This window comes from Shewanella sp. K8, from assembly GCF_028823715.1.
Lineage (GTDB): Bacteria > Pseudomonadota > Gammaproteobacteria > Enterobacterales > Shewanellaceae > Shewanella > Shewanella algae.
Window position 1 is genome coordinate 64931 of record NZ_JAPEHY010000005.1, and the last position, 23929, is coordinate 88859.

At 53.9% G+C, this 23929-nt stretch carries 19 protein-coding genes; 8 read left to right on the plus strand and 11 right to left on the minus strand.

Annotation, left to right across the window (positions count from 1 at the left end):
• Positions 1-300: 300 nt before the first annotated feature.
• The gene (locus tag ON072_RS04265; RefSeq protein WP_093982798.1) at positions 301-465 is read left to right on the plus strand and encodes a hypothetical protein; all 165 of its coding nucleotides are present in this window, start codon (positions 301-303) and stop codon (positions 463-465) included.
• A gap of 51 nt (positions 466-516) precedes the next feature.
• Positions 517-2055 carry a D-alanyl-D-alanine carboxypeptidase/D-alanyl-D-alanine endopeptidase gene (gene dacB / locus ON072_RS04270; protein ID WP_144224236.1) on the plus strand — a complete coding sequence of 513 codons (1539 nt, stop codon included), beginning with the start codon at positions 517-519 and terminating at the stop codon, positions 2053-2055.
• Positions 2056-2159: 104 nt separating this feature from the next.
• On the opposite strand, the gene ON072_RS04275 is transcribed toward dacB, so the two are convergent.
• From ON072_RS04275 to ON072_RS04285, 3 genes are all read right to left on the minus strand, one after another.
• On the minus strand, positions 2160-3929 hold the full coding sequence (locus tag ON072_RS04275; RefSeq protein ID WP_144224238.1) for an acyl-CoA dehydrogenase family protein: 1770 nt from the start codon (positions 3927-3929) through the stop codon (positions 2160-2162).
• 224 nt (positions 3930-4153) lie between these two features.
• Positions 4154-6199 (minus strand): dipeptidyl-peptidase 5, encoded by a 2046-nt coding sequence (locus tag ON072_RS04280; RefSeq protein WP_054744402.1) that lies wholly within the window; start codon positions 6197-6199, stop codon positions 4154-4156.
• A gap of 66 nt (positions 6200-6265) precedes the next feature.
• Positions 6266-7783, minus strand: coding sequence for a fumarate hydratase (locus ON072_RS04285; RefSeq protein WP_144224240.1), 1518 nt, complete (start codon positions 7781-7783; stop codon positions 6266-6268).
• A 255-nt stretch (positions 7784-8038) separates the two neighbouring features.
• Between ON072_RS04285 and pabB the strand changes: the two genes are divergently transcribed.
• Positions 8039-9448: an aminodeoxychorismate synthase component 1 gene (gene pabB / locus ON072_RS04290; protein ID WP_025887331.1), complete on the plus strand. Its 1410-nt coding sequence runs from the start codon at positions 8039-8041 to the stop codon at positions 9446-9448.
• Between the two features lie 96 nt (positions 9449-9544).
• Positions 9545-10114 carry a CoA pyrophosphatase gene (locus ON072_RS04295; protein ID WP_025010306.1) on the plus strand — a complete coding sequence of 190 codons (570 nt, stop codon included), beginning with the start codon at positions 9545-9547 and terminating at the stop codon, positions 10112-10114.
• 17 nt (positions 10115-10131) lie between these two features.
• Here the strand turns inward: ON072_RS04295 and ON072_RS04300 are convergent, their stop codons facing one another.
• The gene (locus tag ON072_RS04300; RefSeq protein ID WP_025010305.1) at positions 10132-10467 is read right to left on the minus strand and encodes a hypothetical protein; all 336 of its coding nucleotides are present in this window, start codon (positions 10465-10467) and stop codon (positions 10132-10134) included.
• 201 nt (positions 10468-10668) lie between these two features.
• On the opposite strand from ON072_RS04300, the gene asnS reads away from it, so the two are divergent.
• Positions 10669-12069: an asparagine--tRNA ligase gene (gene asnS / locus ON072_RS04305; protein ID WP_025010304.1), complete on the plus strand. Its 1401-nt coding sequence runs from the start codon at positions 10669-10671 to the stop codon at positions 12067-12069.
• 72 nt (positions 12070-12141) lie between these two features.
• Here asnS and ON072_RS04310 read toward each other — a convergent pair whose 3' ends face one another.
• The 4 genes from ON072_RS04310 to ON072_RS04325 are packed head-to-tail and all read right to left on the minus strand — an operon-like array spanning position 12142 to position 17280.
• On the minus strand, positions 12142-12849 hold the full coding sequence (locus ON072_RS04310; RefSeq protein ID WP_245003262.1) for an ATP-binding cassette domain-containing protein: 708 nt from the start codon (positions 12847-12849) through the stop codon (positions 12142-12144).
• Complete coding sequence (locus ON072_RS04315) at positions 12846-14687, minus strand: ATP-binding cassette domain-containing protein (protein ID WP_261752523.1); 1842 nt, start codon at positions 14685-14687, stop codon at positions 12846-12848. Before ON072_RS04315 ends, ON072_RS04310 begins: the two co-directional genes overlap by 4 nt.
• Positions 14684-15745, minus strand: coding sequence for an ABC transporter permease (locus ON072_RS04320; protein WP_146507669.1), 1062 nt, complete (start codon positions 15743-15745; stop codon positions 14684-14686). The genes ON072_RS04315 and ON072_RS04320 overlap by 4 nt, the downstream gene beginning before the upstream one ends.
• Positions 15736-17280 carry an ABC transporter substrate-binding protein gene (locus ON072_RS04325; RefSeq protein ID WP_238336453.1) on the minus strand — a complete coding sequence of 515 codons (1545 nt, stop codon included), beginning with the start codon at positions 17278-17280 and terminating at the stop codon, positions 15736-15738. Before ON072_RS04325 ends, ON072_RS04320 begins: the two co-directional genes overlap by 10 nt.
• A 306-nt stretch (positions 17281-17586) precedes the next feature.
• Here ON072_RS04325 and ON072_RS04330 point away from each other — a divergent pair, with 306 nt between their 5' ends.
• The 3 genes from ON072_RS04330 (at position 17587) to ON072_RS04340 (ending at position 20671) form a co-directional block, all read left to right on the plus strand.
• Complete coding sequence (locus ON072_RS04330) at positions 17587-17898, plus strand: hypothetical protein (protein ID WP_025010298.1); 312 nt, start codon at positions 17587-17589, stop codon at positions 17896-17898.
• Positions 17899-17925: 27 nt separating this feature from the next.
• Entirely contained in the window at positions 17926-18336 is a 411-nt protein-coding gene (gene nikR / locus ON072_RS04335; protein ID WP_025010297.1) for a nickel-responsive transcriptional regulator NikR, read from the plus strand.
• Positions 18337-18721: 385 nt separating this feature from the next.
• Positions 18722-20671 carry a TonB-dependent receptor plug domain-containing protein gene (locus ON072_RS04340; RefSeq protein ID WP_082813096.1) on the plus strand — a complete coding sequence of 650 codons (1950 nt, stop codon included), beginning with the start codon at positions 18722-18724 and terminating at the stop codon, positions 20669-20671.
• A 95-nt stretch (positions 20672-20766) separates the two neighbouring features.
• Here ON072_RS04340 and ON072_RS04345 read toward each other — a convergent pair whose 3' ends face one another.
• From ON072_RS04345 to ON072_RS04355, 3 genes are all read right to left on the minus strand, one after another.
• Positions 20767-22158 (minus strand): ATP-binding protein, encoded by a 1392-nt coding sequence (locus tag ON072_RS04345; RefSeq protein WP_071238197.1) that lies wholly within the window; start codon positions 22156-22158, stop codon positions 20767-20769.
• On the minus strand, positions 22155-22814 hold the full coding sequence (locus ON072_RS04350; protein ID WP_025887320.1) for a response regulator: 660 nt from the start codon (positions 22812-22814) through the stop codon (positions 22155-22157). Before ON072_RS04350 ends, ON072_RS04345 begins: the two co-directional genes overlap by 4 nt.
• Positions 22815-22978: 164 nt before the next feature.
• Positions 22979-23911 carry an FAD:protein FMN transferase gene (locus ON072_RS04355; protein WP_243881632.1) on the minus strand — a complete coding sequence of 311 codons (933 nt, stop codon included), beginning with the start codon at positions 23909-23911 and terminating at the stop codon, positions 22979-22981.
• Positions 23912-23929 lie beyond the last annotated feature (18 nt).

Below are 23929 nucleotides of genomic sequence, written 5' to 3' on the forward strand. Positions count from 1 at the left end.
TTCCCGGCAAGAATGTCCTTCCCCTGTATGGCGAGATCGACAAAGATCCGCTGCGGGGCGAATAAGGCAATAGAAATTACCCACTTGTCCCGGCCCGGGCAAGCCTTTTCTCGCCAACAGTCGCTATTGGTTCACGATTTCGGCGCTATTTAACCCAAAAAGCGCTCTCTATAATGCGGCTTGCACTCTTAAGCCGACCCAGATCACGCTTTTGTGATGGCAGCCCTGTTATCAGCGCATTAGCCTTATACACTAATATGCCCTTGAGCCTCTCACTTACTGAACTCAAACTGGACGACAATGAACAAACAATTCTGGTTCACTCTTATTGGCACCCTGCTCGCGGCCTGGGCCCTGTTTCACTTCAAAACCTATCTCGGCCCTTTGGTACTGCCACTGTTTATCGGTCTGGTGTTGATAGTCACATTGAAACTTTATTCGCTGATGGACAAGGACGACAGCTAAGGCCCTGCAGGTTATACTCTCAAAAGCATTCACGGAACCGGAGGCTTTTCCATGCCACAGCTGTCCTTGCAGGGCTTGGCACGTCCACTGTTATTATTGAGCGCCATGGCGCTGTCTTCCCCTTTGAAGGCCGATAATACCTCTCTCGATGATCTTTTAAATCTGATTACCCCGGCCTCATCGCAAACTGCCGTCTGGATAGAAGATTTGCAAAGCGGCGAGCAACTGCTGAGCCACAACAGTGAAACCCTGATGATCCCGGCCAGTACCCAAAAACTGCTGACCGCGGTAACAGCCACCGAGCTGCTGGGAGAAGAGTTTCGCTATCACACCAGTATTCTCAGTACCGGCTCACCAAAAAGCGGCGTGCTTAAAGGCGATCTCTATTTGCTGTTCAGTGGCGATCCTACCTTAACGCGCCGGGATCTGACTGAGCTGTTCAAGCGTGTCACCGAAGCCGGTATTAGCCAGGTGCAGGGCAATCTTATCTTGATAGGAGAAACCCATGAGCAGCTGCGAGCGCCCGGTTGGGTATGGGATGATTTGGGGATCTGCTACGCGGCGCCCGTCTCCAGCTATGTGATCAACCAAAACTGTGTCCATGGCAAACTCGAGCCCACACTCGCCTCGGACAAAGCCAAAATTTCCGCGCCGGTTTATCTGCCAGTCAAACTGACCACCAACGCCATCTTCGACAAGGGCCACAAGCAGGACTTTTGCGAACTGCAACTCGACCGATTACCCGGCAACCACTTTCATTTCAGTGGCTGTTTCCCGGGATCCCAGGTATTGCCGTTGGCGCTGGCGGTCAACGACCCCGGCCAATATGCCATCGACAGCGTCGCCGGCATTATCAAGGGCAAACTCAGTATCAAAGGCAAGATACTGACCTCCAATCAGCTACCGGCCAGCTCAAGGGTGGTGGCCAGTCATGCCTCGGATGCCCTGCCCGAGCTTTTGGAAACCATGCTGCTGGAATCTGACAACCTGATTGCCGACAGCCTGCTTAAACGGCTGGGTAAACACTATTATGGTGATGGCGCCAGTTTCAGTGCCGGTGCCAAGGCCATCAGGGAAGTGCTGGCGGAAAAAGGCGTAGTGTTGGAAAGAGCCCAACTGATAGATGGCTCTGGGCTGTCACGCTACAACCTGCTCAATGCCAGACAACTGGCGCAGTTGCTGCGATTGATTGCCGATACCCCGGATTACCAGTGGTTGATGCACAAGCTGCCGGTTTCCGGCCACAGCGGCACCTTGAAGTACCGCAAGCGCTACGCCAACAAACCGCTCAAGGGCAGAGTCTGGGCCAAGACAGGCAGTATGCAGGGTGTGGTGAATCTGGCCGGTTATGTTACCGATGACAGTGACAAACAAGTGCCCAGATACCTGTTTGTGGTACTGGAAAATGGTTTGAGCCCCCAGAGTAAGGAGCTTGAAGCCGCGCCCTTTGCCACACTTTTGCTGCAGGGGCTGACAGATTACCGTGCAAACAGCCGCACAGAAGGCCAACTGGCGGCAAAAGAGCAAGACAAGCCCAAACCAACACAGCAGGACAAAGCGCAGACAGAGCTTAATGTCAGCGCCCGTTAGTGAAACGCCTTCAAAGCTCTTACCTCCATAAAACAGCAATAAAGCCATAAGAAAAGAGCCGCTTATCGCGGCTCTTTCAATTTAGCTTGAATACTTCTGCGTTCTCAGAACAGCTCGGGCGCAAGGGCCATCACACTGTCATCACCACCGGCCAGCTGACTCAAGTGGAAATCGGCTTTGGCCAATAACTTGGCAAAGTAGAACTCCTTCAGTTGGCTCTTGACCTCGGCAAAGCCCGGCTCGAGCGTATCGGTTGCAGCAAGTGCCTTATCTGCCATCAACAGCCACAGGTAACCGTAGAGTATGTAACCAAAGGCATCCAAGGCTTCAACCGCCAAGGCGTTAATGAGCGCAGGCTTATCGCCTTTTTGCTCGTTAATAGCGGCAATCGCGCTGGCAAACTGGTCGAAAAGGCTTTCAACGCGCTGTTTCTGCTCATTTGATACTTGTTCGAAGCTCGCCATATCGGCCTTGATATCGGCGATAAACTCATTCAAGGTCGCCAAGCGGTCACCTGTGAGCTTACGTCCCAAAAAGTCGATGGCCTGAATACCATTGGTGCCCTCATAAATCTGGGCGATACGGGTATCACGCACCAACTGTTCTATGCCTGTCTCACGAATGTAGCCGTGGCCACCGAATACCTGCTGCGCCAATATGGTGGCGTCCAGACCGCGATCGGTCAGGAACGCCTTGGCGACAGGAGTCAGGAGGCCCACGTAACGACTGGCTTTGGCTTTAACCGCTTCATCTTCGGCAAACTTGGCCAGATCCAGCTGTTTACCTGTGAGCATGGCTAAGGCCCTACCCGCTTCTGTCATGGCGCGAATATTCAGCAGCATGCGCCGCACGTCGCCGTGTACCAATATAGGATCGGAATCGCTGCCGGTTGGTGAGCCGCCGGCAGCAACGCCCTGGAGGCGCTCTTTGGCATAGTCGGCCGCCATTTGATATGCGCCCTGAGCACTGCCAAGCCCCTGAATACCTATGGACAGACGTTCATAATTCATCATGGTGAACATGCACACCAGGCCACGATTGGGCTCGCCGATAAGATAACCCTCGGCATCATCAAAATTCATCACACAAGTAGCCGAGCCCTTGAGGCCCATCTTGTGCTCTATGGCACCGACGGTTACACCGTTGGCTTCGCCCAAACTGCCGTCATCGGCCACCTTGAACTTAGGTACCAGGAACAGCGAGATGCCTTTGCTGCCGCTGATTTTGGCCAGCACCAGATGCACCAGGTTCTCAGTCAAGTCCTGATCGCCACCTGTGATGAAAATTTTTGAACCACTGATAAGGAAACTGCCGCTTTCGGTCGGTTCGGCGCGAGTGCGGATATTACGCAGGTCCGAACCTGCCTGAGGCTCTGTCATATCCATGGCGCCGGCCCATTCGCCTGAGTAGAGTTTTGGCAAATATTTGGCCTTGAGCTCCTCACTGCCGTGGGCATGAATACACAGTGCAGCACCTGCGGTCAGTGCGCTGTAAAGTGTAAAGGCGTTACAGGCGCTGTAACCCATTTCATCGACCATGACACCGAGCATTTTCGGCATCCCCATTCCCCCCAGCTCAGGATCGCCGCACAGCCCTACCCAACCACCGGCGGCAAACTCGGCATAGGCCTCTTTATAGCCATCGGGTGTGATCACCTTGGCAGCCTCGAAACTTACTCCTTGTTCATCACCATTGCGGTTTATAGGATGGATAAGGTCGCGACACAGTTTGGCGCCTTCTTCGAGGATGGCAGCGGCAGTATCGAGATCGACCGCATCGGCCATCGCAGGCAATGAAGACCAGGTTTGTTCGGCATCAAAGACGTGCTCAAGCAAAAAGCGCATATCGGTTAACGGAGCTTGGTAGGGATTCATCAGCAGACTCTTTAAACGTTAGATTTAAACACTTGTTTCAATCTAACCCAGATGTCACCGCAATACAATGCGCCAAAGGTAGAATTAGCAAGACAGCGACCACAAAAAACGCCTTCAGCCAGCCCATTAACGAGTGGGACTCTTCGGCTGCAAAACACCTTTATTCAAGCCATGAAAAAACCGGCCATCAGGCCGGTTTTGTTGACTAAACGCTATCGCCACCTTTATTTGGTCCAGCGGTCCATCCAGCCCAGTACCTTGGCGTACCACTGCTCAAGGTTATTGGGGTTGAGGATCCAGTGGTTTTCGTCCGGATAGATCAGCAACTCCGAAGGGATATTATTGCGCTGCATATAGCTGAACGCCGCCAAACCCTGACCGTAAGGTACCCGGAAGTCTTTCTCACCGTGGATCACCAACATAGGAGTCTTCCAGTTTTCCACATAGTTGGCCGGATTGAACTTCTCATAAAGATCCTTGGCCTGCTCGTAGCTGCCGCCAAACTCATGCTCAGGGAACCAGAGTTCCTCGGTCACATGATACATGGAGCGCATATCAAACAAGCCGGCATGGTTAACCAGGCATTTGAAACCGTCGTTCCAGTTGCCTTGGATCCAGTTCATCATGTAACCGCCGTAGGAGCCACCGAGGGCACAGGCGTTATCGGCATCTATCCACTTCTGCTGTTTGGCAACCGCAGCCAGACCTTTTTGCAAATCTTCCAAAGGCTTACCGCCCCAGTCCAGGCTGATGGAATCGGTAAAGGCCTGACCATAGCCGGTAGAGCCGTGGAAATCCACCATCACCACAGCATATCCGGCACCGGCCCACAGCTGAGGATTCCAGCGGAAGCTGAAACTGTTGCCGAATGAACCTTGTGGGCCGCCGTGTACCAGGAAGGCCACCGGATACTGCTTGCCTTTCTTGAAGTTGGCCGGCTTGAGCCAGTAACCATAAACCTCTTCGTTGTTCCAGCCCTTGAAGCTGAACTGCTCGAACTCACCGAACTTGACCTTGTCCAGCTTGGCCTTGTTGACTTCAGTCAAACGGGTCAGGTTTTGCCCTTCCATGTTGATGGAGTAGAGATCGCCCGGTTCCACCAAAGACTTATGATTGATGATCAAACGATCGCCCGCCAGACCCACCAGGCTGTTGCTGCCATCGTTGTAAATGGCGCGCACATCACCAAACTGGGTGTTGATGGCAAATACAGACACCTGCCCCAGATCCTGAGCGGTCACATACAGGGTGTTGTTATCTTTACCAAAGCTCAGCGAGGCCGGGCTTCTGTCCCACATGGGCGCCACTTCCTTGCTCTGACCCGTGACTGTGTCTTTGAGCATGATGCGGTATCTGTCGGCCTCGAATCCGGGCTTTTTCATCGCCAGATAGGCCAGATAGCGGCCATCGGCGGAAAACACCGGCTGAGCATCCCAGGCCTGGTTATCTTCGGTGAGATTCTTGGCCTTGCCACCTGTGACCGGCACCTGCCAGAGATCGTAGTTGGTGGTCCAGGCCTGATCTTTACTCGGTGCCTTGGCACTGTAGACAATATATTTGCCATCCGGGCTGAATGTCACCTCTTCCATGCCGGAAAATGGCTTGGGTGGGGTTTCGGTATCCAGGCCCTTGGTCACATCCACCGGCTTACCCAGCTTGCCGTTTTCAAGCTGCGCCACAAACAGGTGATTACGGGCATGGTCAGACCAGGTGTCCCAGTGACGCACCATCAACTGATCGTATTCACGACCTGTACTCTTGCGCTCGGCTTCTTTATCAAACTTAGCTTTTGAACATTCCAAGGTGTCGCACTCGGGAAAAACACGAATGCTCATCACTACCTGCTTGCCATCGGCCGATAATTTGTAGCCGTCGATCCCCAGAGGCAAATCAGATACGGCCTGGGCTTCACCACCATCCAGCGGCAAGCGATACAGTTGGCTGCTGCCATCACGGGCGGCAATAAAATAGACTTGCTTGTCGTCGCTGCTGAAGGCCACATCGTGCTCGGTACCCGGTGCAGAAGTCAGCTGTTTGGGCGCCGCGTTCTTGTCACTGAGATCCAAAAGATAGAGATCTGAGCTGCTGCCATCGTCGGTGACCTTCTTCAGGCCGTAGATAAGCTTGGTGCCGTCATTGGATACAGCGGCAGAATGGAGTTTGTTGAGCTTGACCAGATCCTGGACAGTAAAAGGTGCCTTATCGGCAGCCAGCGCCGGCAGAGCCAGACCTGCGGCCACCAGCGCCATCAATAGTGGGTTGGTTTTCATTATAAATCTTCTTATTGGTTGTTGATTGCAATGCAAAAGGGGCCAACAGGCCCCTCAAGGTTCAGCTTAAGCCTTGGCGTTCTGGATATTCACCTTCCAGATTGCCGGGCCGGTTTCGTGCGCATTCACCCCGTTGGAGTCAACCGCTACAGTAACAGGCATATCCTTGACGTCAAACTCATAGATGGCTTCCATCCCGAGATCTTCAAACGCTACCACGCGAGATTGCTTAATCGCCTTGGACACCAGATAAGCGGCGCCGCCGACGGCCATCAAATATACAGCCTTGTGCTTGCGGATAGATTCGACTGTGGCCGGACCACGTTCTGCCTTGCCTATCATGCCCATTAGACCCGTCTTATCCAGCATAAGATCGGTAAACTTATCCATACGGGTAGCGGTTGTCGGGCCGGCCGGGCCAACCACTTCATCACCTACCGGGTCGACTGGACCTACGTAATAGATGAATTTACCAGTGAAATCAACTCCTTCTGGCAAGCCTTCACCGCTTTCAATCAGGCTCTGGATCCGTTTGTGAGCCGCGTCACGGCCGGTGAGCATCTTACCCGAGAGCAGCAGAGTATCGCCGCTGTTCCAGCTTTCAATCTCTTCCTGGGTAACGGTATCGAGATTGACCCTGCGCACGCTCTCACCCACTTCCCAGGTGATTTCCGGCCAGTCATCAAGGCTTGGCGGAGTCAACTCGGCTGGGCCGCTGCCATCAAGATGGAAATGCACATGACGGGTGGCGGCGCAGTTGGGGATCATCACCACAGGCTTGGAGGCAGCGTGGGTTGGCGCTGTCTTGATTTTAACGTCCAGTACAGTAGTCAAACCGCCCAGGCCCTGGGCACCAATGCCTAAGTTGTTGGCGCGCTCGAAGATATCCAAACGCAGCTTCTCTTCCGTGGTTTCGGCGCCGCGTTCCATCAACTCGTGAATATCCACGCTCTCCATCAAGGCTTCCTTGGCAAGCACAGCGGCTTTCTCGGCGGTGCCGCCAATACCTATTCCAAGCATACCCGGAGGACACCAGCCGGCGCCCATGGTTGGCAGTGTCTTCTCAACCCAGGCGGCGATATCGTCAGATGGATTGAGCATCACCATCTTGGCCTTGTTTTCACTGCCGCCGCCCTTGGCGGCAATGGCCACTTCGATATGATCGCCGGGAACCATCTGAATATGCACCACGGAAGGTGTGTTATCGCGGGTATTCTTGCGGCTGCCGGCGGGGTCGGCCACTATTGAAGCCCGCAGCGGGTTATCAGGATTGGTATAAGCGCGGCGCACGCCTTCATCCACCATCTGCTGCACTGTCATATCTGTCTTGTCCCACTGCACGCCCATTCCCAGATAGACATAACAGGTCACAATACCGGTATCCTGGCATAAGGGTCTGTGTCCTTCGGCAGACATGCGCGAGTTGATCAAAATCTGGGCAATTGCATCCTTGGCAGCCTGGTTCTGCTCACGCTCATAGGCGGCGGCCATGGCATCGATAAAATCTTTGGGATGGTAATAGGAGATATATTGCAGGGCATCACTGATGCTGTCGATAAAGTCAGCTTGCTTGATTACAGACATGTTTGGCGCTCCATTAGCCTAAGGATCCGCCCCTTCAGCTCAGGATCAACGCTCAACAGAGATTCAAGCCAAAGCCTTGAATTTCAGGCTCCGCTTGTCGGTTTTGCGACACAAAAATGCTCAAAACGACAGCAAAGCCGTGATACAACGCGTTTTCACCAAGGGCCAGGGGTGGTTTTATTAGTTTTTTGTGGCCGTTATGATACTCTTTCGTTCCTTTTTGGGCTACATCACATTTTCAGATAGGGTCGTTCGATGTACCAGCAGGCTATTTGCCCTCCCGCCATTCGCGTTCTTGACTGGCAACTCTCAACCTTAGAGCTGTTTTCCCACTTCAGCAGTGAGCCTTGGGCCATGCTGCTGGATTCGGCCGATGCCCAGCACAATGACGCCAGATACGACATCATAGTTGCCGAGCCAATAGCCAGACTGGTGACCATGGCTGAAACCACCCAAATCTCTGAGGCGAGCGGCGTACGACGCTCAAGTGACGATCCTTTTGCCTTGCTGCAACAACTGCTGCAACAGTATTTTCCCAATGCCATGCAGGTCAATCTGCCTTTCAGCGGCGGCGCGGTGGGCGCCTTCAGTTACGATCTTGGCCGCAGACTGGAAAAACTGCCAAAACTGGCCGCAGCCGATATCGCTCTGCCGGAGATGAATGTCGGTCTTTATGACTGGGCTCTTATTCGCGATAAGCAATTAGAGTGCTGGCAATTGGTGCATTACCGCGGCGAAAAGGCGCTGACAGCAACACTGTCGTGGCTAACGTCCAAAGTCACAAACAGCCCCAATAAGCACCTTGACCAGAAAGCGTTCCGACTCAGCGGTGAGTGGCGCTCGCAGCTCAGCCGCGAGCAATATGGCGACAAGTTTGCCAAAGTGCAGCAATATCTTCACAGCGGCGATTGTTATCAGATCAATCTGACCCAAAGATTCCAGGCCGACTATCAAGGTGATGAGTGGCAAGCCTATCGTAAGCTCAGACAAGCCAATGGCGCGCCCTTTTCTGCCTTTATTCGCCTGGAGCATAACTGTATCCTGTCCATCTCACCCGAGCGTTTTATTGCCCTGGATTCCAATCGCCATATTGAAACCAAGCCCATCAAGGGTACCCTGCCCCGAAGTGCCGATGAACAGCAAGACAGGGAACTTGCCAAACAGCTGGCGGGGTCGGAAAAAGACAGAGCCGAAAACCTGATGATAGTGGATCTGCTGCGCAACGATATTGGCAAGGTCGCCAGCCCAGGTAGTGTGGCCGTACCGCATCTATTTGCCATAGAAAGCTTTCCGGCGGTGCACCATCTGGTCAGCACGGTAACCGCCGAACTGGCAGCGGGTTATCAGGCCACAGACTTGCTGAGGGCCGCCTTCCCCGGCGGCTCTATCACAGGCGCGCCCAAGATCCGCGCCATGGAAATTATCGAAGAGCTGGAACCCAGTCGCCGCTCACTCTACTGCGGCGCCATCGGGTATCTGAGCCAGGATGGTAAAATGGACAGCAGCATCACCATTCGAACCCTGGTTGCCGATTCCGGGCAGCTCTATTGCTGGGCCGGCGGCGGCATAGTAGCCGACTCAGATGTGGATGCCGAATACCAGGAAACCTATGATAAAGTGAGTCGAATACTGCCGCTATTAGCCCCGGAGCCCGACTCACCTTAGCCTGATACCTGCATTCAAGCTGGTTGAGAGTTCTTTGCGAAGACAGGACAATAATGGCTTTGGTTATTGATTACTTCAATCGACTTCAAGGACGCTATGGATAAAGACGAGCTGTTAACCCGTTTTCAACTCAGAGCCCTGAGTCGATACCATTCTAGCCCTTTGACCCCGGCCAAACTCAGAGCCGCGGCGGTACTTATCGCTTTGGAGCCGGGTTTGCAGGGACCGGAGCTTATCCTGACCCAGAGGCCGAAGCATCTTAAGGCTCATCCCGGTCAGGTGAGCTTTCCAGGCGGCAAACCGGAAGCCGAAGATCAGAACCTTATCATGACAGCCCTCAGGGAGGCCGAAGAAGAGATAGGTTTGGCACCGGACAATGTCGAAATCATAGGTCAACTTCCCAATCACCCCACCTTTACCGGCTTTGAGATCACCCCTGTACTTGGCTGGGTAAAGTCACCCTTTGAGGCCAAAATTGACCCGGCCGAAGTGCAGGAGCTGTTTCGGGTGCCGCTGGCTTTTTTACTCGAAGAGGAAAATCGTCACACGGCAATGTTCGAGCGCCGCGGCCATTTCTACCCAGTCACCTTTATTCCCTATCGCAGGCACTTTATTTGGGGCGCCACCGCGGCGATTATCGATATGCTCTGTCGACAACTGCGCTGACAACACAACATGAAGGCTTAGATAAAGAAACGCAGATACAAGCCGGCGGCGGTGGATGAGAGCAGCAACAGTGGAATATTGAACCAGTAACCCAAACGGCTGTGATGGGCCACATACCAGTTAAAAGCCAGACTGAGGAAACTGATGGCGGCGCAAGCCCAGATGATGTATTCCAAGAGCATGGTTTGCTGAGGGTCCCAGTACAAACGCACCGGCGCCCCTTTGCTGAAGAAGTAGCCTACGGCCCTGTCCGGCCTCGCCTTATCGAATACCAGCAGGGCATAAATTGCCAGTGACCAGCCTATAATCGATAGGCTTGCCAACAGATATTGAAAGATTTTCACCTTCTTCATCCGAACTCCTTCCGTCTGAAGGGGGATATTACCCCCAGAATACCTTTTTCAGCTTGAGAAAAGCCACCAGCAAGGTAATATAAACCTCCAAATTTTTTCCTGTGTCATCAATATAGTCAGGGATTTGCCTGATTTCTGCTCTCGAACTATTTTCGGGGCCGAGTTGAAGCATAAAACGTTTCATTGGAGAACTAAGCAATAATGAGCATTGCATCTGTCGCATCTGTATTTAAAGGTGAGCATGCGGTCGGTTCACAGGTCACTGTACGTGGCTGGGTTAGAACCCGTCGTGATTCCAAGGCCGGCATCTCGTTTCTTGCCGTCTATGATGGTTCCTGTTTCGATCCTATCCAGGGCGTGGTGCCAAATAGCTTACCCAATTACAATGACGAAGTGCTGAAGCTCACTGCCGGCTGCTCCGTGATTGTCACAGGTGAAGTGGTTGAAAGCCCAGGCTCAGGCCAGGACTTTGAACTGCAAGTGACCCAAGTGGAAGTCACAGGTTGGGTGGAAGATCCTGATACCTACCCTATGGCCGCCAAGCGTCACTCGGTTGAACACCTGAGGGAACTGGCGCATCTGCGTCCACGTACCAACATCATTGGCGCAGTTGCCCGGGTACGTAACTGCCTGTCACAGGCGATTCACCGTTTCTATCACGAAAACGGCTTTATCTGGGTCTCTACCCCACTGATCACCGCCTCAGACTGTGAAGGCGCCGGTGAAATGTTCCGGGTATCGACGCTGGACATGGAAAACCTGCCACGCACTGCCGATGGCAAGGTGAACTATGACGAAGACTTCTTCGGCAAAGAGGCGTTTCTGACCGTATCCGGCCAGCTCAACGGCGAAACCTACGCCTGTGCCCTATCGAAGATTTACACCTTTGGCCCTACTTTCCGCGCCGAAAACTCCAACACCAGCCGTCATCTGGCTGAGTTCTGGATGGTTGAGCCGGAAGTGGCCTTTGCCGATCTGAACGACATTGCCGGTCTGGCCGAAGCCATGCTCAAGTACGCCTTCAAGGCGGTGCTGGAAGAGCGGATGGACGACCTGCAGTTCTTTGCCCAGCGCGTCGATAAAGGCGTGATTGAGCGTCTGGAGAACTTTGTCAGCAGTGACTTTGCCCAGGTGGATTACACAGATGCCGTTGAGATCCTCAAAAACTGCGGTAAGCAGTTTGAGTACGATGTCGAGTGGGGCATAGATCTGCAATCCGAGCATGAGCGTTATCTGGCCGAAGAGCACTTCAAGGCTCCTGTGGTAGTGAAAAACTATCCTAAAGATATCAAGGCCTTCTACATGCGTCTCAACGAAGATGGCAAGACAGTGGCGGCGATGGACGTATTGGCCCCCGGTATAGGTGAAATTATCGGTGGTTCACAGCGTGAAGAGCGCCTGGATGTGCTGGATATGCGCCTGGCCGAGATGAACCTCAACAAGGAAGATTACTGGTGGTATAGAGATCTGCGCCGTTATGGCACTGTGCCTCACTCAGGTTTCGGTCTGGGCTTCGAGCGTCTGGTGTCTTACGTTACCGGTGTTTCCAACATCCGCGATGTGATCCCCTTCCCTCGCGCCCCAAGAAGCGCCAACTTCTAACGAACTCTTATCCAAAAAACGCGCTTCAGGGCGCGTTTTTTATTGGCTGAATATCAGTTCGGCTGCAGATTTTTACGCCGGCTTAAAGGGCTGCACTCTGTCACAAACCGCGCCGAGCAAAGGTTTGTCGTGAGAGATCACCAGCAAGGTCAATTGCCTATCATGGGCTATCTGCAATAGTTGCTGCCAAAGCCTTTGCTGACTCACCATATCGAGCTGGGCCGTGATTTCATCACAGATAAGCAGCCTGGTTTCCGGCACCAGTGCCCTTAAAATATTGAGCCTTTGCAGCTCACCGCCGGAAAGGCCGCCGGGGCGAGATGCCAACCAGCGTCTGAGTTCAGACTCGGCCACGCCGAGCATGGGCAAGAGATGAGCATAATCACGCCCCTGCCAACTCTCATTCAAGGATTGCGCCAGGGTCAATCTGGGGTTGAACGCCTGCTCCGGCTGCTGGATAACCCACTGAATGGGTGAAGGGCGACCGCGAACCTGCCTGAGCTGCCGACAGCATTCAAGCTTTCCCGCCGCAAGCGGCATCAAGCCTGTGAGTATCGCCGCCATGGTAGACTTGCCGCAGCCACTGTCACCCCAGATCCCGAGAATTTCGGCGCGATTAATGGCTATCTCAGGCAGCTCAATCACCTTACTGCCCCGGTAAGCCAAGCCATCACTGAGTGAAAGCAGCGGCGATAAGGATGCAGAAAGCAAAGGTGCGCTTTCAAGCTCCAAAGCAGAGCCGGATTGAGCCGGTTTTGTTTGCAAAGAATTTAGACTCATGCGCGCCTCCGACAAGGCGAGTTGCTGAAACTCTCCAGGCTGTCACCATGAGACTTTTGTTGACTAGCGGCTTGACTAGCAGCTTGGTTATAGAGTTGGCTATTGAGTTGACTCTTGGGCTCGCCAGTAGATTCAGCATCAGCCAAGCGACAGCTGCCGGCAGGCCAGTTTTCCGGCAATGCCGCCAGCAAGGTTTGGCTGTAGCAGCCTTCGCGCTCACACTTATCTCCCAACTTATGCCCGGCAAGACTCACCCGCAGACTGGCACTATCCGTCACCTCGGCGAGCCGGCCGCGGCGCAGCAGATACAGCCCGGCATCCAAGGCCAGCACGGCCCTGAGGTTATGACTGATAACCAGCACCGCCTTGGGGCCGGCGTCTAAACCCAGTCGTAGCTGCAAGGCGCCACTGGCAACGTCATTGAGCAAGGCGTAAAGCTCGGTGGCAGCAAGCTCATCCAGGCCGCAACAAGGCTCATCGGCCAGCAGTAGATCCGGCGCCTGCAGCAGGGCCTGCGCCAGCAACACCCGCCGGGCCATACCGCCGGAGAGCATGGGAGGATAAGCCGCCAGGATCTCAGCTGTGATACCCAGCTCACCGTACAGAGCCTGTCGATAAGGACGCATGGCATCATCACAGTACCAGTCGAGCAATTCGCTTATCTTAATGTTGGCGTCCAGTACCTGGGTGCTTTGAGCGCAAAGCGCCGTCTTCTGTGGCCGCATCAAGCCAGAGCATTGCATGACTATCCCCTTTGGCAAACTGCCCATGATAGCCAGCGCCAGCAAGCTCTTACCGGCACCGCTCTCCCCCAGCACTGCGGTAACCTGTCCTGGAACCACCTCAATATTGAGCCCATCCAGCAAGGTTCTGCCATTGCTATCCTTCAGGGTTAAATCTGTCACTTGGGTATGAATAGCGGCGGCGGGGTTAATATGGTTTGAGGAAAATAAATCACTTTTGGACTCCATGGCATTGGTGCCCGGTAACTTAGGCGCAGCCACACCGTTTCTGGCAAACTGGATCAGATTTTCGGCAAGCTTAGACAGCAGCAGAATAAAGCTCAGCAACAAGAGCCCGGGGAACAGCGCCAGCCACCATTGGCCAAGCAACAGATAGCGATTGGCCTCAGCCAGCAGTTCGCCCATGGAGGGCGCGTTGCTGTCGAGGCCAAAGCCAAGAAAGCTCAGCGCCGCGACATGGAGCAAGGCATGCGGAAACAAGTTGAGCCCGCCAATCAGCCACTGTGGCATAATGTGAGGCCATAAGTGGCGCATGCGGGTGCTGAACCTGGAGCCGCCGAAACCCAGAGCCAAACTGACATAGGGCTGAGCCAGGATTTCATCCATTTCCAACAAGAGTAAACGGGTCAGTCTCGGCCAGTGGCTCAAAGCCAGGGCCGCTATCACCCCATATTCCTGGCCGCCAAAGGCCAACGCCAGTAAGATAAGCAGCAACAGATGTGGCAGCGACATACAGAGATCGCAACCGAGCAATACAGCCTGGCGCCATCTGGATCCGGTTTGCGCCAGCAAGGCCAGCAGCAGTGCCAGCGAGCTACTGAGCAATACCGCCAGCGCGCCTATCCACAGACTTTTGAGCATGGCCGCGCCGCTGCGTTCGGCCATATCACGCCCAAGCCAATCCGTTCCCATGGGATGAGCCCAGGATGGCCCCTGACTCTTGGCCAGCAGGTTAAGCTCACTGGCATGGTTGCCAAATAGCACGCAGAGTGCCGTCAGCAACAGAAGTCCGCAAACCGGCCAAATCCAGATGGCGACGCGGCGGCCATCCTTTACCTGAAGGGTTTTCAAATAGAGCGTTAAACCGCCCATCATGCCTGCACCCCAGCGGCATGAGTCGAACCCCCACTGAGCCTGCCGCGCTGCAATCTGGCGCTGATAAGCTCGGCGGCCAGGTTACCGCAAAACACAAACAGCGCCGAAAACAGGGTGATCCCCATCAGCAAGGGCGCATCGTTGCCGAGTCCGGCCTTGACCAAAGCACTACCGAGTCCGGGGAAGTTGAACACGGTTTCGGCGAGAATAGATCCGCCGAAAAGCTCGGCAAAAGAAGCAAAGTGCAGCACAATCGCAGGTTTCAAACTATTGGCAAAGATATGCTTCTTGAATATCGCAAGACGACCTTTGCCGTGACTTTGGGCATATCCCACATATTCGCTGTGGTAGAGATCCAGTACCTTTTCCCGGGTGTGCAGCACCAAGGGCGATAGCTGGCTCAGCGTCAGGACAGTCAACGGCAAAGCAAGATGCAACAACATGCTGCCAAGGCTCTGCTCGGTAAAACTCAGCCCAAGCGGCGCAGCGCAGCACACTGGCGTCCAGGCCAGAGTGACAGAGAACAGGCTTATCATGATCATCGCCAACCAAAATGACGGAATGCTCGAAAGCAGCCAGGCAAAGCGTCTCAGCCAGCGATCGCAGAGACTCCCTTCGGTGATTGCACACAGCAGCCCCAAGCCATAACCGAGCAGCAGAGCCAATCCCCAGGAAAGCGCCATCAACAGCAGGGACAGCGGCAAGCGCTCGGCAATCACCTCGGAAACGCTCTGGCGAAACACCAGGCTCTGGCCCATATCGCCACTCAGCAGCGCGGAAAAGTAGCTGGTGATCTGCTGCCAGAGTCCGGTGTCCAACCCCAGCTCGCGGATCATCTGGGTGCGCTGGGCATCGGATACCGCCAGCAGGTTACCGCCAAGGTAGTGGATTAAGGGATCGAGCGGCGATAATGACAAGAGCACAAACGCCAACAAACAAGCAAACAGTAACAGCAGCGCAAGCCGTATTGAACGCAGTAAGGCGCCACAACAGCAGACTGACGACCACTTTTGAGGCGCTATCGGCTTGCAGGCTGACGCTGGTGATTTCACGGACATTGCCAGCGCCACTGGTTGATATTATTGGTGATCGGCCAGCCATGGCCATGGGGCTCAACCAAGGGCTGCCCAAGGTACAAACACGGATTGGCGGCATACAGATGCTGCAGATTCACCAACCAGCTCCAGGGCACATCCTGGCTTATCTGCTGCTGCGCCTGCTGCCAGAATGCAATTGCGCTATCAACAGAATCTGCCTCGCGAGCCTTTTCCAGCGCCTTATCGACCAGCGGGTTTTGATAGTAGCCTGAATTGAAATAGCCTTTGCCGGCATTGCGACTGTCGTAGATAAGCGCCATCTCATTGGCAGAAAGGCTACCAAAGCCAAAGAGTACCGGCGCCTGATGCATCACTCGATAGATGTTTTCCCAGCTGTCCGCCTTGGGCTCCACCTCGAACCCGGCCATTCTGGCCATCTGGGCACTGGTCAGCGCCAACTGCTCACGTATGCTGTCACCGGCCAGATAGTAGAGCGGGAATGTCAGCCGTCGCCCATTCTTTTCGCGAATGCCGTCTGCTCCCGGTAACCAACCGGCATTGGCCAAGAGTTCAGACGCTTTGAGTAAACGCTGTTTCAAGTCCCAGTCGGCCCAACCTGGAACCGCGCCGCCCCATGGCAAGTCATCGGCAATTGACCAGGCAGGTCTTGCATACCCTCCCAGCAAGCCATCGACAAGTTGCTGGCGGTCGATCACCATATCGAAGGCTTGGCGCACCGCCAATTCACTGGTGACAGGGTTATCTTCTGCTCGCATCGGCCAGGCAATGCCGCGGTTATCGACGCTGGTTTGTGACCACAGGCGATAATTGCCCTGCTCCATCAGGGCATCGGCATATCTGGGTGCCAGTGCCGAGAGTTGCAACTGTCCGGTTCTGAGCATAGCAAAGCGGCTGTCTTCGTCGGCAAAGACGATGACCAATTTGTCGAAAAAGGGCTTTTTCAGCAACGGGTTGTCGGGATCGGCACTCTGATATTTGGGGTTGGCTTCCAGGATCAACTGCTGCCCCTTATCCCAGCGGCGCATTTTATAGGGCCCCGAGCCTATGGGATGCTGACCATAATCCGGGCCGTAACTGTCGCTTGGCACTATCGCCAACTCTGCCAAGGTATCGATAAAGCCAATATCTGCCTGCTTGAGGGTGAATTCGACTTGCAGTTCAGACTTTTGCTCCACCCAGGCAAGATTGGACAAGTCCTGCATGCCGGCCCCTTTTCTGGCGAGCTCAAAGGTAAAGGCGACATCCTCTGCATTAAGCGGACTGCCGTCACTGAACACCAGATTGGGCCTCAGCGTCACTGTCCATTTGAGCCTGTCCGGGCTCAGGGTCCAATCACTGGCGAGATCGCCGATAAACTCACCACCGCCGGCGCGGCGCAGCAAGGCAGATTGAATAAGCGGATTATTGTAACGCCCCCAGCCAAGGATGGGGTCAAAGCCACCATCGGGCTCGGCGCCCAGCACCATAACCAAAGGCTTTGGGCTATTGGAAGCATCTACAGAGGAAGGCAATACAGCAAGCAGCGAAGTGCACAATAAAGCGCCCAAACCAAGTAAACGACCAGGCTTTGACAATGGCTGCCCGTGCCATAGAGGAGGCTTGCCTTGATTGCGTTGGGAATTGCTTGAAAGAGATGAAAACAACACCTGAGACTCCCCGAAAATGGTGAAACCCTGCCAGTGACGCTTGTTGATTGGCTGGAGCCTTGGTTTGTTGTTATCACCCAAACCGGTAAAACCGGCTTGTTGTTACTCAATCATATAGGTGTAACAAAGGTTAAGGCTGGCAGCCTGGACACGGCCCAAGCCGAATTTGCACGACCGTAAGTTGGATAAGCTGCGATGACCTTGCTCAAAAGTACCTTTTTATTAGAGTCTCTTTATCAAGAAGGTTTGCTCACATACAAGACAGCCGGTGACTGTGCGGGTTATGTGCAACTTCAACTCCGGGTACCATGGGCTTTTGGCTATCAGGATCTGGAGATTACGGTCTGGATCCGGCCAAATATTACGAATAATTTTTTCGTAACACTACTCCCATTCCCCCCGGTGCAACAGCATAAAAAAACGCCAAAAGCAAAAAGTTTGCTTCAGATCACACCCGCCGAGAAGGAAAAAGACATTTTGTGGCAAAGCTTGTGTAAGCTCTATTGATTAAAGGTGTTTTTCAAAGAGACAGCCATGACAGATGAAACCCAACGCTTTACCGTTTCCCTCCCCCAGTCGTTATTTGAAGAGATAGAAACTGACAGCCGCGAGCGTGGCTATCAATCCCGCTCCGAGTATATCCGCGATCTGTTTCGCGACAGGATAGTCGATAAGCAGTGGAACAACAGCGTGGAAGACGTTGTCGGCGTACTGACTCTGGTGTTTGACCATCACCAAAGAGGCCTGACTGAAAAACTGATTGAGATCCAACACCACCATCTGGTGCATGTGCTCTGCAGCACCCATGTCCATATAGATCACCACAGATGTTTGGAAACCATTATCCTCAAAGGGCAAGCCTCTGAGGTGAATAAACTGGTCAATCAAATCGCCGCCCTGAAAGGCGTTAACCTTGCCCGTTTGAGCCGCGCGGGTATCATCTAGTTTCAGCTCTTGGACCTTCTCCAGACACTTTTCCCTAACGCCGGGCAAACCTTCTTGCCCGGCAGAAACGTCAGCGACACTGAAAACACAGTCCTTTCCAGCCGTTAAACCATAAGTCTGACATGGCAGCAACTTGCAACCGAATCTTGCAACGCTGACGGCAAGGTCTGAGTATTACGAATATAAAATTTTTCATACTCATTGTTGAGAATTTGATCTGCCTCAACAAATCCCTTGGCTGAGTTTCTATAATCATCGCCGTATTAATAAGTGATGTAACTTAGCGCACTCATACAAATCACACCTTTTTGAATGCGCGGCAATGGAAAGTTAACCCTGTTAACTGTTGCCAAATCTTCACTCAGTCTTTTTAAGGACTATTGAGATGTTTATAAGTTACTCTTTTAAGCGGGCACTGCCTTGGTTGCCCTTTGGTATTATTGCCGCCAATACACTGCTGGTGCCGGTTGGCCAGGCCGATGAAGCCATGGAGATCATCGCCGTCAACGGCACCCGCTATCAGGATGATTCTGTGTTGGCTCTAAGCCATACAGGCCAGAGTCTGACGGTTATCAGCCGCGACATGATAGTGTCGGCCGGTGCGGTGGACATCAACGAAATCCTCAACCAGTTTGTGCCAGGGCTCTTTGCCAATGGCCGTAATGGCCGCCATACGGATACCGACTACTCGCTTCAGGGCAGTCGCCCTGTGGATATACTCTGGCTATTGGACGGCAACCGCCTCAATAACCGCCTCTATGGCTCCACCTATACCGACAGCATTAACCCCATGATGATAGAACGTATTGAGGTGATCAAAGGCGCTCAGGGTTTGATCTACGGCTCGGATGCCATCGCCGGAGTGGTCAACATCATCACCCGCGACAGTCATGGCGAGCAAGGTGGCGAAGTCAACTTGAGCGCCGATACCCTCACCAGCTATGATCTCGGCGCTTATGTCAGTGGCGGCAGCGATACTCTAAGCTACAGCCTCAGCGGCAGCTCCAGTCAATCGGACGGTTACGCATTCTGGGAAGATGACGAGTACTCGCCGGTAGCCGCAGAGGATAAAGACCGGGGTTATCGCATGATGAATATAGGCGGCAAGCTCAATTGGCAACCTTCTGCCCAGCACAAAATCACCCTGTTCGGCCAATACAATAATGGCGTGCTGGAGCGGCCTTTGGCCTACAGTGCCATCGTCTCGGAGAACGAGCGCAAACAGACACTGGCCTGGCTCGGTTGGCAATATCAGGCAACTGATAAGCTGAGCCTGGAGACCCGGCTTCACTATCAAAACTGGGACTCCTATTACTCTGAAATCACCCTGGAGCCGGATGGCAGCATGACTATCCCTTACCGGGATGCCTACTGGGGCTTTACCGACAAGGGCGCCAAGGTCAGCGGTCGTTATCAGGCAGATTCGGGGGACAGCTGGCTCGGCGGCATCGAGTGGCAAAGCTATTATGGCGCCGATGAAGTGATGGAGCTGCAAGCGCCCACCGACGATACCAAGGCCGCCTTTTTGCAATACAAGCCGCATTTTTCCGCCCTGCCCGGCACAGTGCTGGCGTTGGGGCTCAGGTATAACCGCCTGGCCAACAATGAAGATAAATGGGTGGCTTCACTGGGACTTGAACAGGAGCTTGGACAAAATTGGCAACTGAAAGCCGCCGTGGGCAATGGTTTTCGGCAACCCACTTCATCTGAGCTCTGGGCCAAGGTCGGTACCCTGGGCAACCCTGAACTTGAGAGTGAAGAGAGTATCAACACCAATCTGACCTTGGTCTATCAAGGCAACTTTACTTTCAGTGTCGAGGCTTACTGGCGCGAAACCGACAACCTGGTGGATAAACGGGAAATCGCCACCAATGTCTGGCAGTACGCCAACCTGGATGGCAAGGTTCGGGGTCAGGGGGTGGATATTCAATACATCATGAACCCGGCACAGGGCTGGCAACTTGAGCTATCCGGCAGTTATAACCGTGCCCGCGAGCGCGGCAAGGATCAGCAGATAGAGCGGATCCCGCAATACATGGGCTTTGCCCGCCTCAGTTGGGATGCCACTGATTCACTGAATCTTTATCTGCAGGGACGTTATGTCGGCGAGTTTACCGATTATGGCCTCAAGGCCGGCGACTATCTGCTGACAGGCATAGGCGCCGACTGGTGGTTGACCGCCAGCCAAAACCAGCAGTTAACACTGCGGATAGATAACCTGTTTGATGAGGACAACACCAGCGCTATTTTCAAACATGGGCACAAGGCCGAGTACCCTATCCCCACTCTGGGCGCACCGCGTACGGCGCAGCTAATCTACCGTTATCTGTTCTGATGTGTTGCCTTCTTTAAAAGCGAGCCGCAGCCCCGTTGGAGGCTGCGGCTTTTTCTTTCTGCTCGGCTTATTACTTGTTTTTGCTCGACTAACTCTTAGCCAGGCAAAATGATCCGCACATCCAAGCCACGTTCAGTGCCCGGTTGAATACTCAACTTACCCTTATGCAACTCGACAATTTGAGCACTGATAGACAGGCCAAGACCCGCGCCAGGAACTGACTCATCGGCAATCCGGAAAAAGCGCTCAGTCAACTGCCGACACTGCTCCAATGGTAGGCCTGGTCCTGAGTCCAGCACCTGGATAACCACTTGTTTGCTCTCTTGGCGCCCCTCTTGCCAGCAACTGACTTTGATTGGCTGATCTTTGCCCGAATACTTACAGGCATTTTCCAGCAGGTTTTTCAGCACCAGTTTCATATAGAAGGGGTCGACACTGACACTCACCTCTTCCGGCAATTCCAGCTGCCAACTGTAATCGGCAATCAGCGGCAGCAGTTGATCCAGCACTTCCTGCACCATTACCGCCACCGGCGTTTGCGCCACTTCCAGCTCGGACAGGGATTCCACCCGAGACAGCAACAGCAACTGCTCTACCATATGGGTCATCTGGCCAATGCCTGTGTCTATGGCATTGAGGTGCAGCTGCTGCTCGGCCTCAGTCTTGGCCTGTTGCCAGCCCTGACGGTGCAGTTTAATGACCGCCAGCGGGGTTTTGAGTTCATGCGCCGCATCAGCGCTGAAACGCCGCTCCCGCGCCAGATTATCGCTGATGCGGGTGATATAGGTATTGAGCGCGTCCTGCACAGGTACCAACTCTTTGGGCAGTTGCAACGCCAGCGGCCGCATATCCGCAGGGCTGCGGAGTTTGAGCCGGGCCGCCAGGCTCTCAAGCGGTTGCAGCAACCAATAGGAGAGAAACACCATCAGCAACGCCACTGCAGGTACCACCAACGCCGGGCCGATAAAGCTGTTGCCCATGATCTGCTCCACCAGCTCACCGCGCACATCGTCTCTTTGGCCGGTAATGATCCATACGCCAAGATCATCGGAGAAATAGCTGAGCAGATGCCAAAGCTCACCCTGGTAATAACGCTTGTGGTAACCACGCTCAAATGGCGCCATGGGCTCAATGTCGCTGTTATCCGACCTTGCCATCAGTTGTTTGGCCGGGGTCCACATCTGATAGGCGAGTTTCAGCTCATAACTCAGCTCAGTGGCATCGGCCTGCTCAGTAAAGGTATTAACCTTGCCCGGGTTTACACTCAGGATCAGTGGGTTTTCCAACATGTCCAGGCGATGATCCCGCCCCTGGGCACCATAGAACATCTCCAGCATCTTGGCACTTTGCAGCATCTGGGCATCGAACAGCTCTTCTATCTGACGGCGAGAGTCCTGGGTGTTGAGGTAACTGCTGATGCCTACCGAGAGACAGATGCCAAGCAGCATCAATGCCATCATCACCAGACGCAGGGATACCCGGCTCATTCTACTGCCACCAAGGTATAACCTATGCCGCGCACTGTCTTGATAAGCTCATTGGCGGTTTTTTTACGCAGGTGATGAATATGCACCTCGATGGAATTACTGCCAACCTCGTCCCAACCATAAGTCAGCTGCTCAAGCTGATTACGGCTGAGCACCCTGCCACTGGACTGGGCCAGTTCAAGCAGTAATTGATATTCGCGCCGCGACACCTGAATATGATGGCCGCGAAACAGCACCTGATGAGCATCCATATCGATAACCAGTGCCCCCACTTCCAAACGGTTTTGATTCAGACCATGTTGCCGCCTGACAATCGCCTTGATTCTGGCCACCAGTTCCCGCACATCGAAGGGTTTGGCCAGATAGTCATCGGCGCCGAGATCCAAGCAGGCAAGCTTGGTATCAAAGTCGGTGTTGGCGGTCAACACTATGGTCGGGGTATCTATGCCACGGCGGCGCCATTGGGTCAGTAGTTGGCGGCCATTGCCATCAGGCAAGCCCAAATCCAGTACTATGGCACTGAAGGTTTCATTAATCACAGCCGCCTCGGCTTGTTTGATACTGGTGACGTGATCCACCTGCATATCCAACTTGGCAAGGCTAAGCAATATCCCCTGAGCCAACAACTCATTGTCTTCTATCAGCAATATTCTCATGGGTATAACATCCGGTTTAGGTTGCCCCTATTTCGCAGCAGCGGCGCGCCTCTGTCAAGCTGAAGGCAAGAATCAAGCGGCCCGAAAAAGCCCAAATGGCAGCATAGTTACAAATAGTCAAAGAGGAGGCTGCTGATTTCGGCAATCGCGCCTCATTGAAGCGGTTATCTGATGACGCTGTACTCCAGTTGCTGCGCCTTGAGAAAATCTTCTGCCGCCGCGCCCTTTAACATGGCAAGGGTCGCCAACATGCCTGCCGTGATGCAGCTCGCGGCCTGAACCGTCACACTACGGGGCGCGCCCTGCACAGGGTAACCGCTGCGGGGATCCAGAATATGACCATAGCGGCGCCCCTGATGTTCAATAAAGCGGCGACTGTCACCACTGGTGGCCAATGCGCCCATGTTGAGCGATATCAGCTCCGCTGCCCGGTCAAGATTGGCAGGGTCTTCAATCCCCACCTGCCAACATCTGTTACCACTGACGGCGATATCGCCACCGAGATTGACCAGCACCTCGGTGGTTGCGGCCCTGGTCATACACAGCCCGGCAACCCTATCGGCGGCATATTCTTTTACCAGGCCGCCGAAGTCCAACGCCATTGCCTCTGGCAGCATAACCCAGGGCGGCTCTGTTATTTCTTGGACGCTTTTGTCTTCGACCTTGTCATCAAAATGGGGACTGAACTTGAGGTGTTGAAAGCCCACCCGGGACAAGGCATTTTTGATATCAGTCGAGCTCGGCAACAAAGTTTCTGACCTATTTCCCTTTTCAAAACACCAGAGCGCGAGCAGGGGGCCGGCGGTGATATCAAATAAGCCCTCACTCAGTTGCCAGCAGCGTTTGGCAAACTGCAGCAACGCCGCCGCCTCGCGGTCCAGCATAAAAGGCGCTCCGGCTGAATGATTGAGCCGCCATAGCCAGTTGCCCGCTAAAAAACGGCTGTACTTCTGCTCAAGCCTTTGGCATTCCTTGATAGCGGCTTGAGTGAGGCTGAGCGCCAAACGCTCGTCACCGCTTGCAATAAGCAGCTCGCAGGGGCTGGCCATGGCGCGAAAACGGCCACGGAAACCAAAGTCGGTACGGCTAAGGCTCATCTCTGGCGCTGAGGAGTG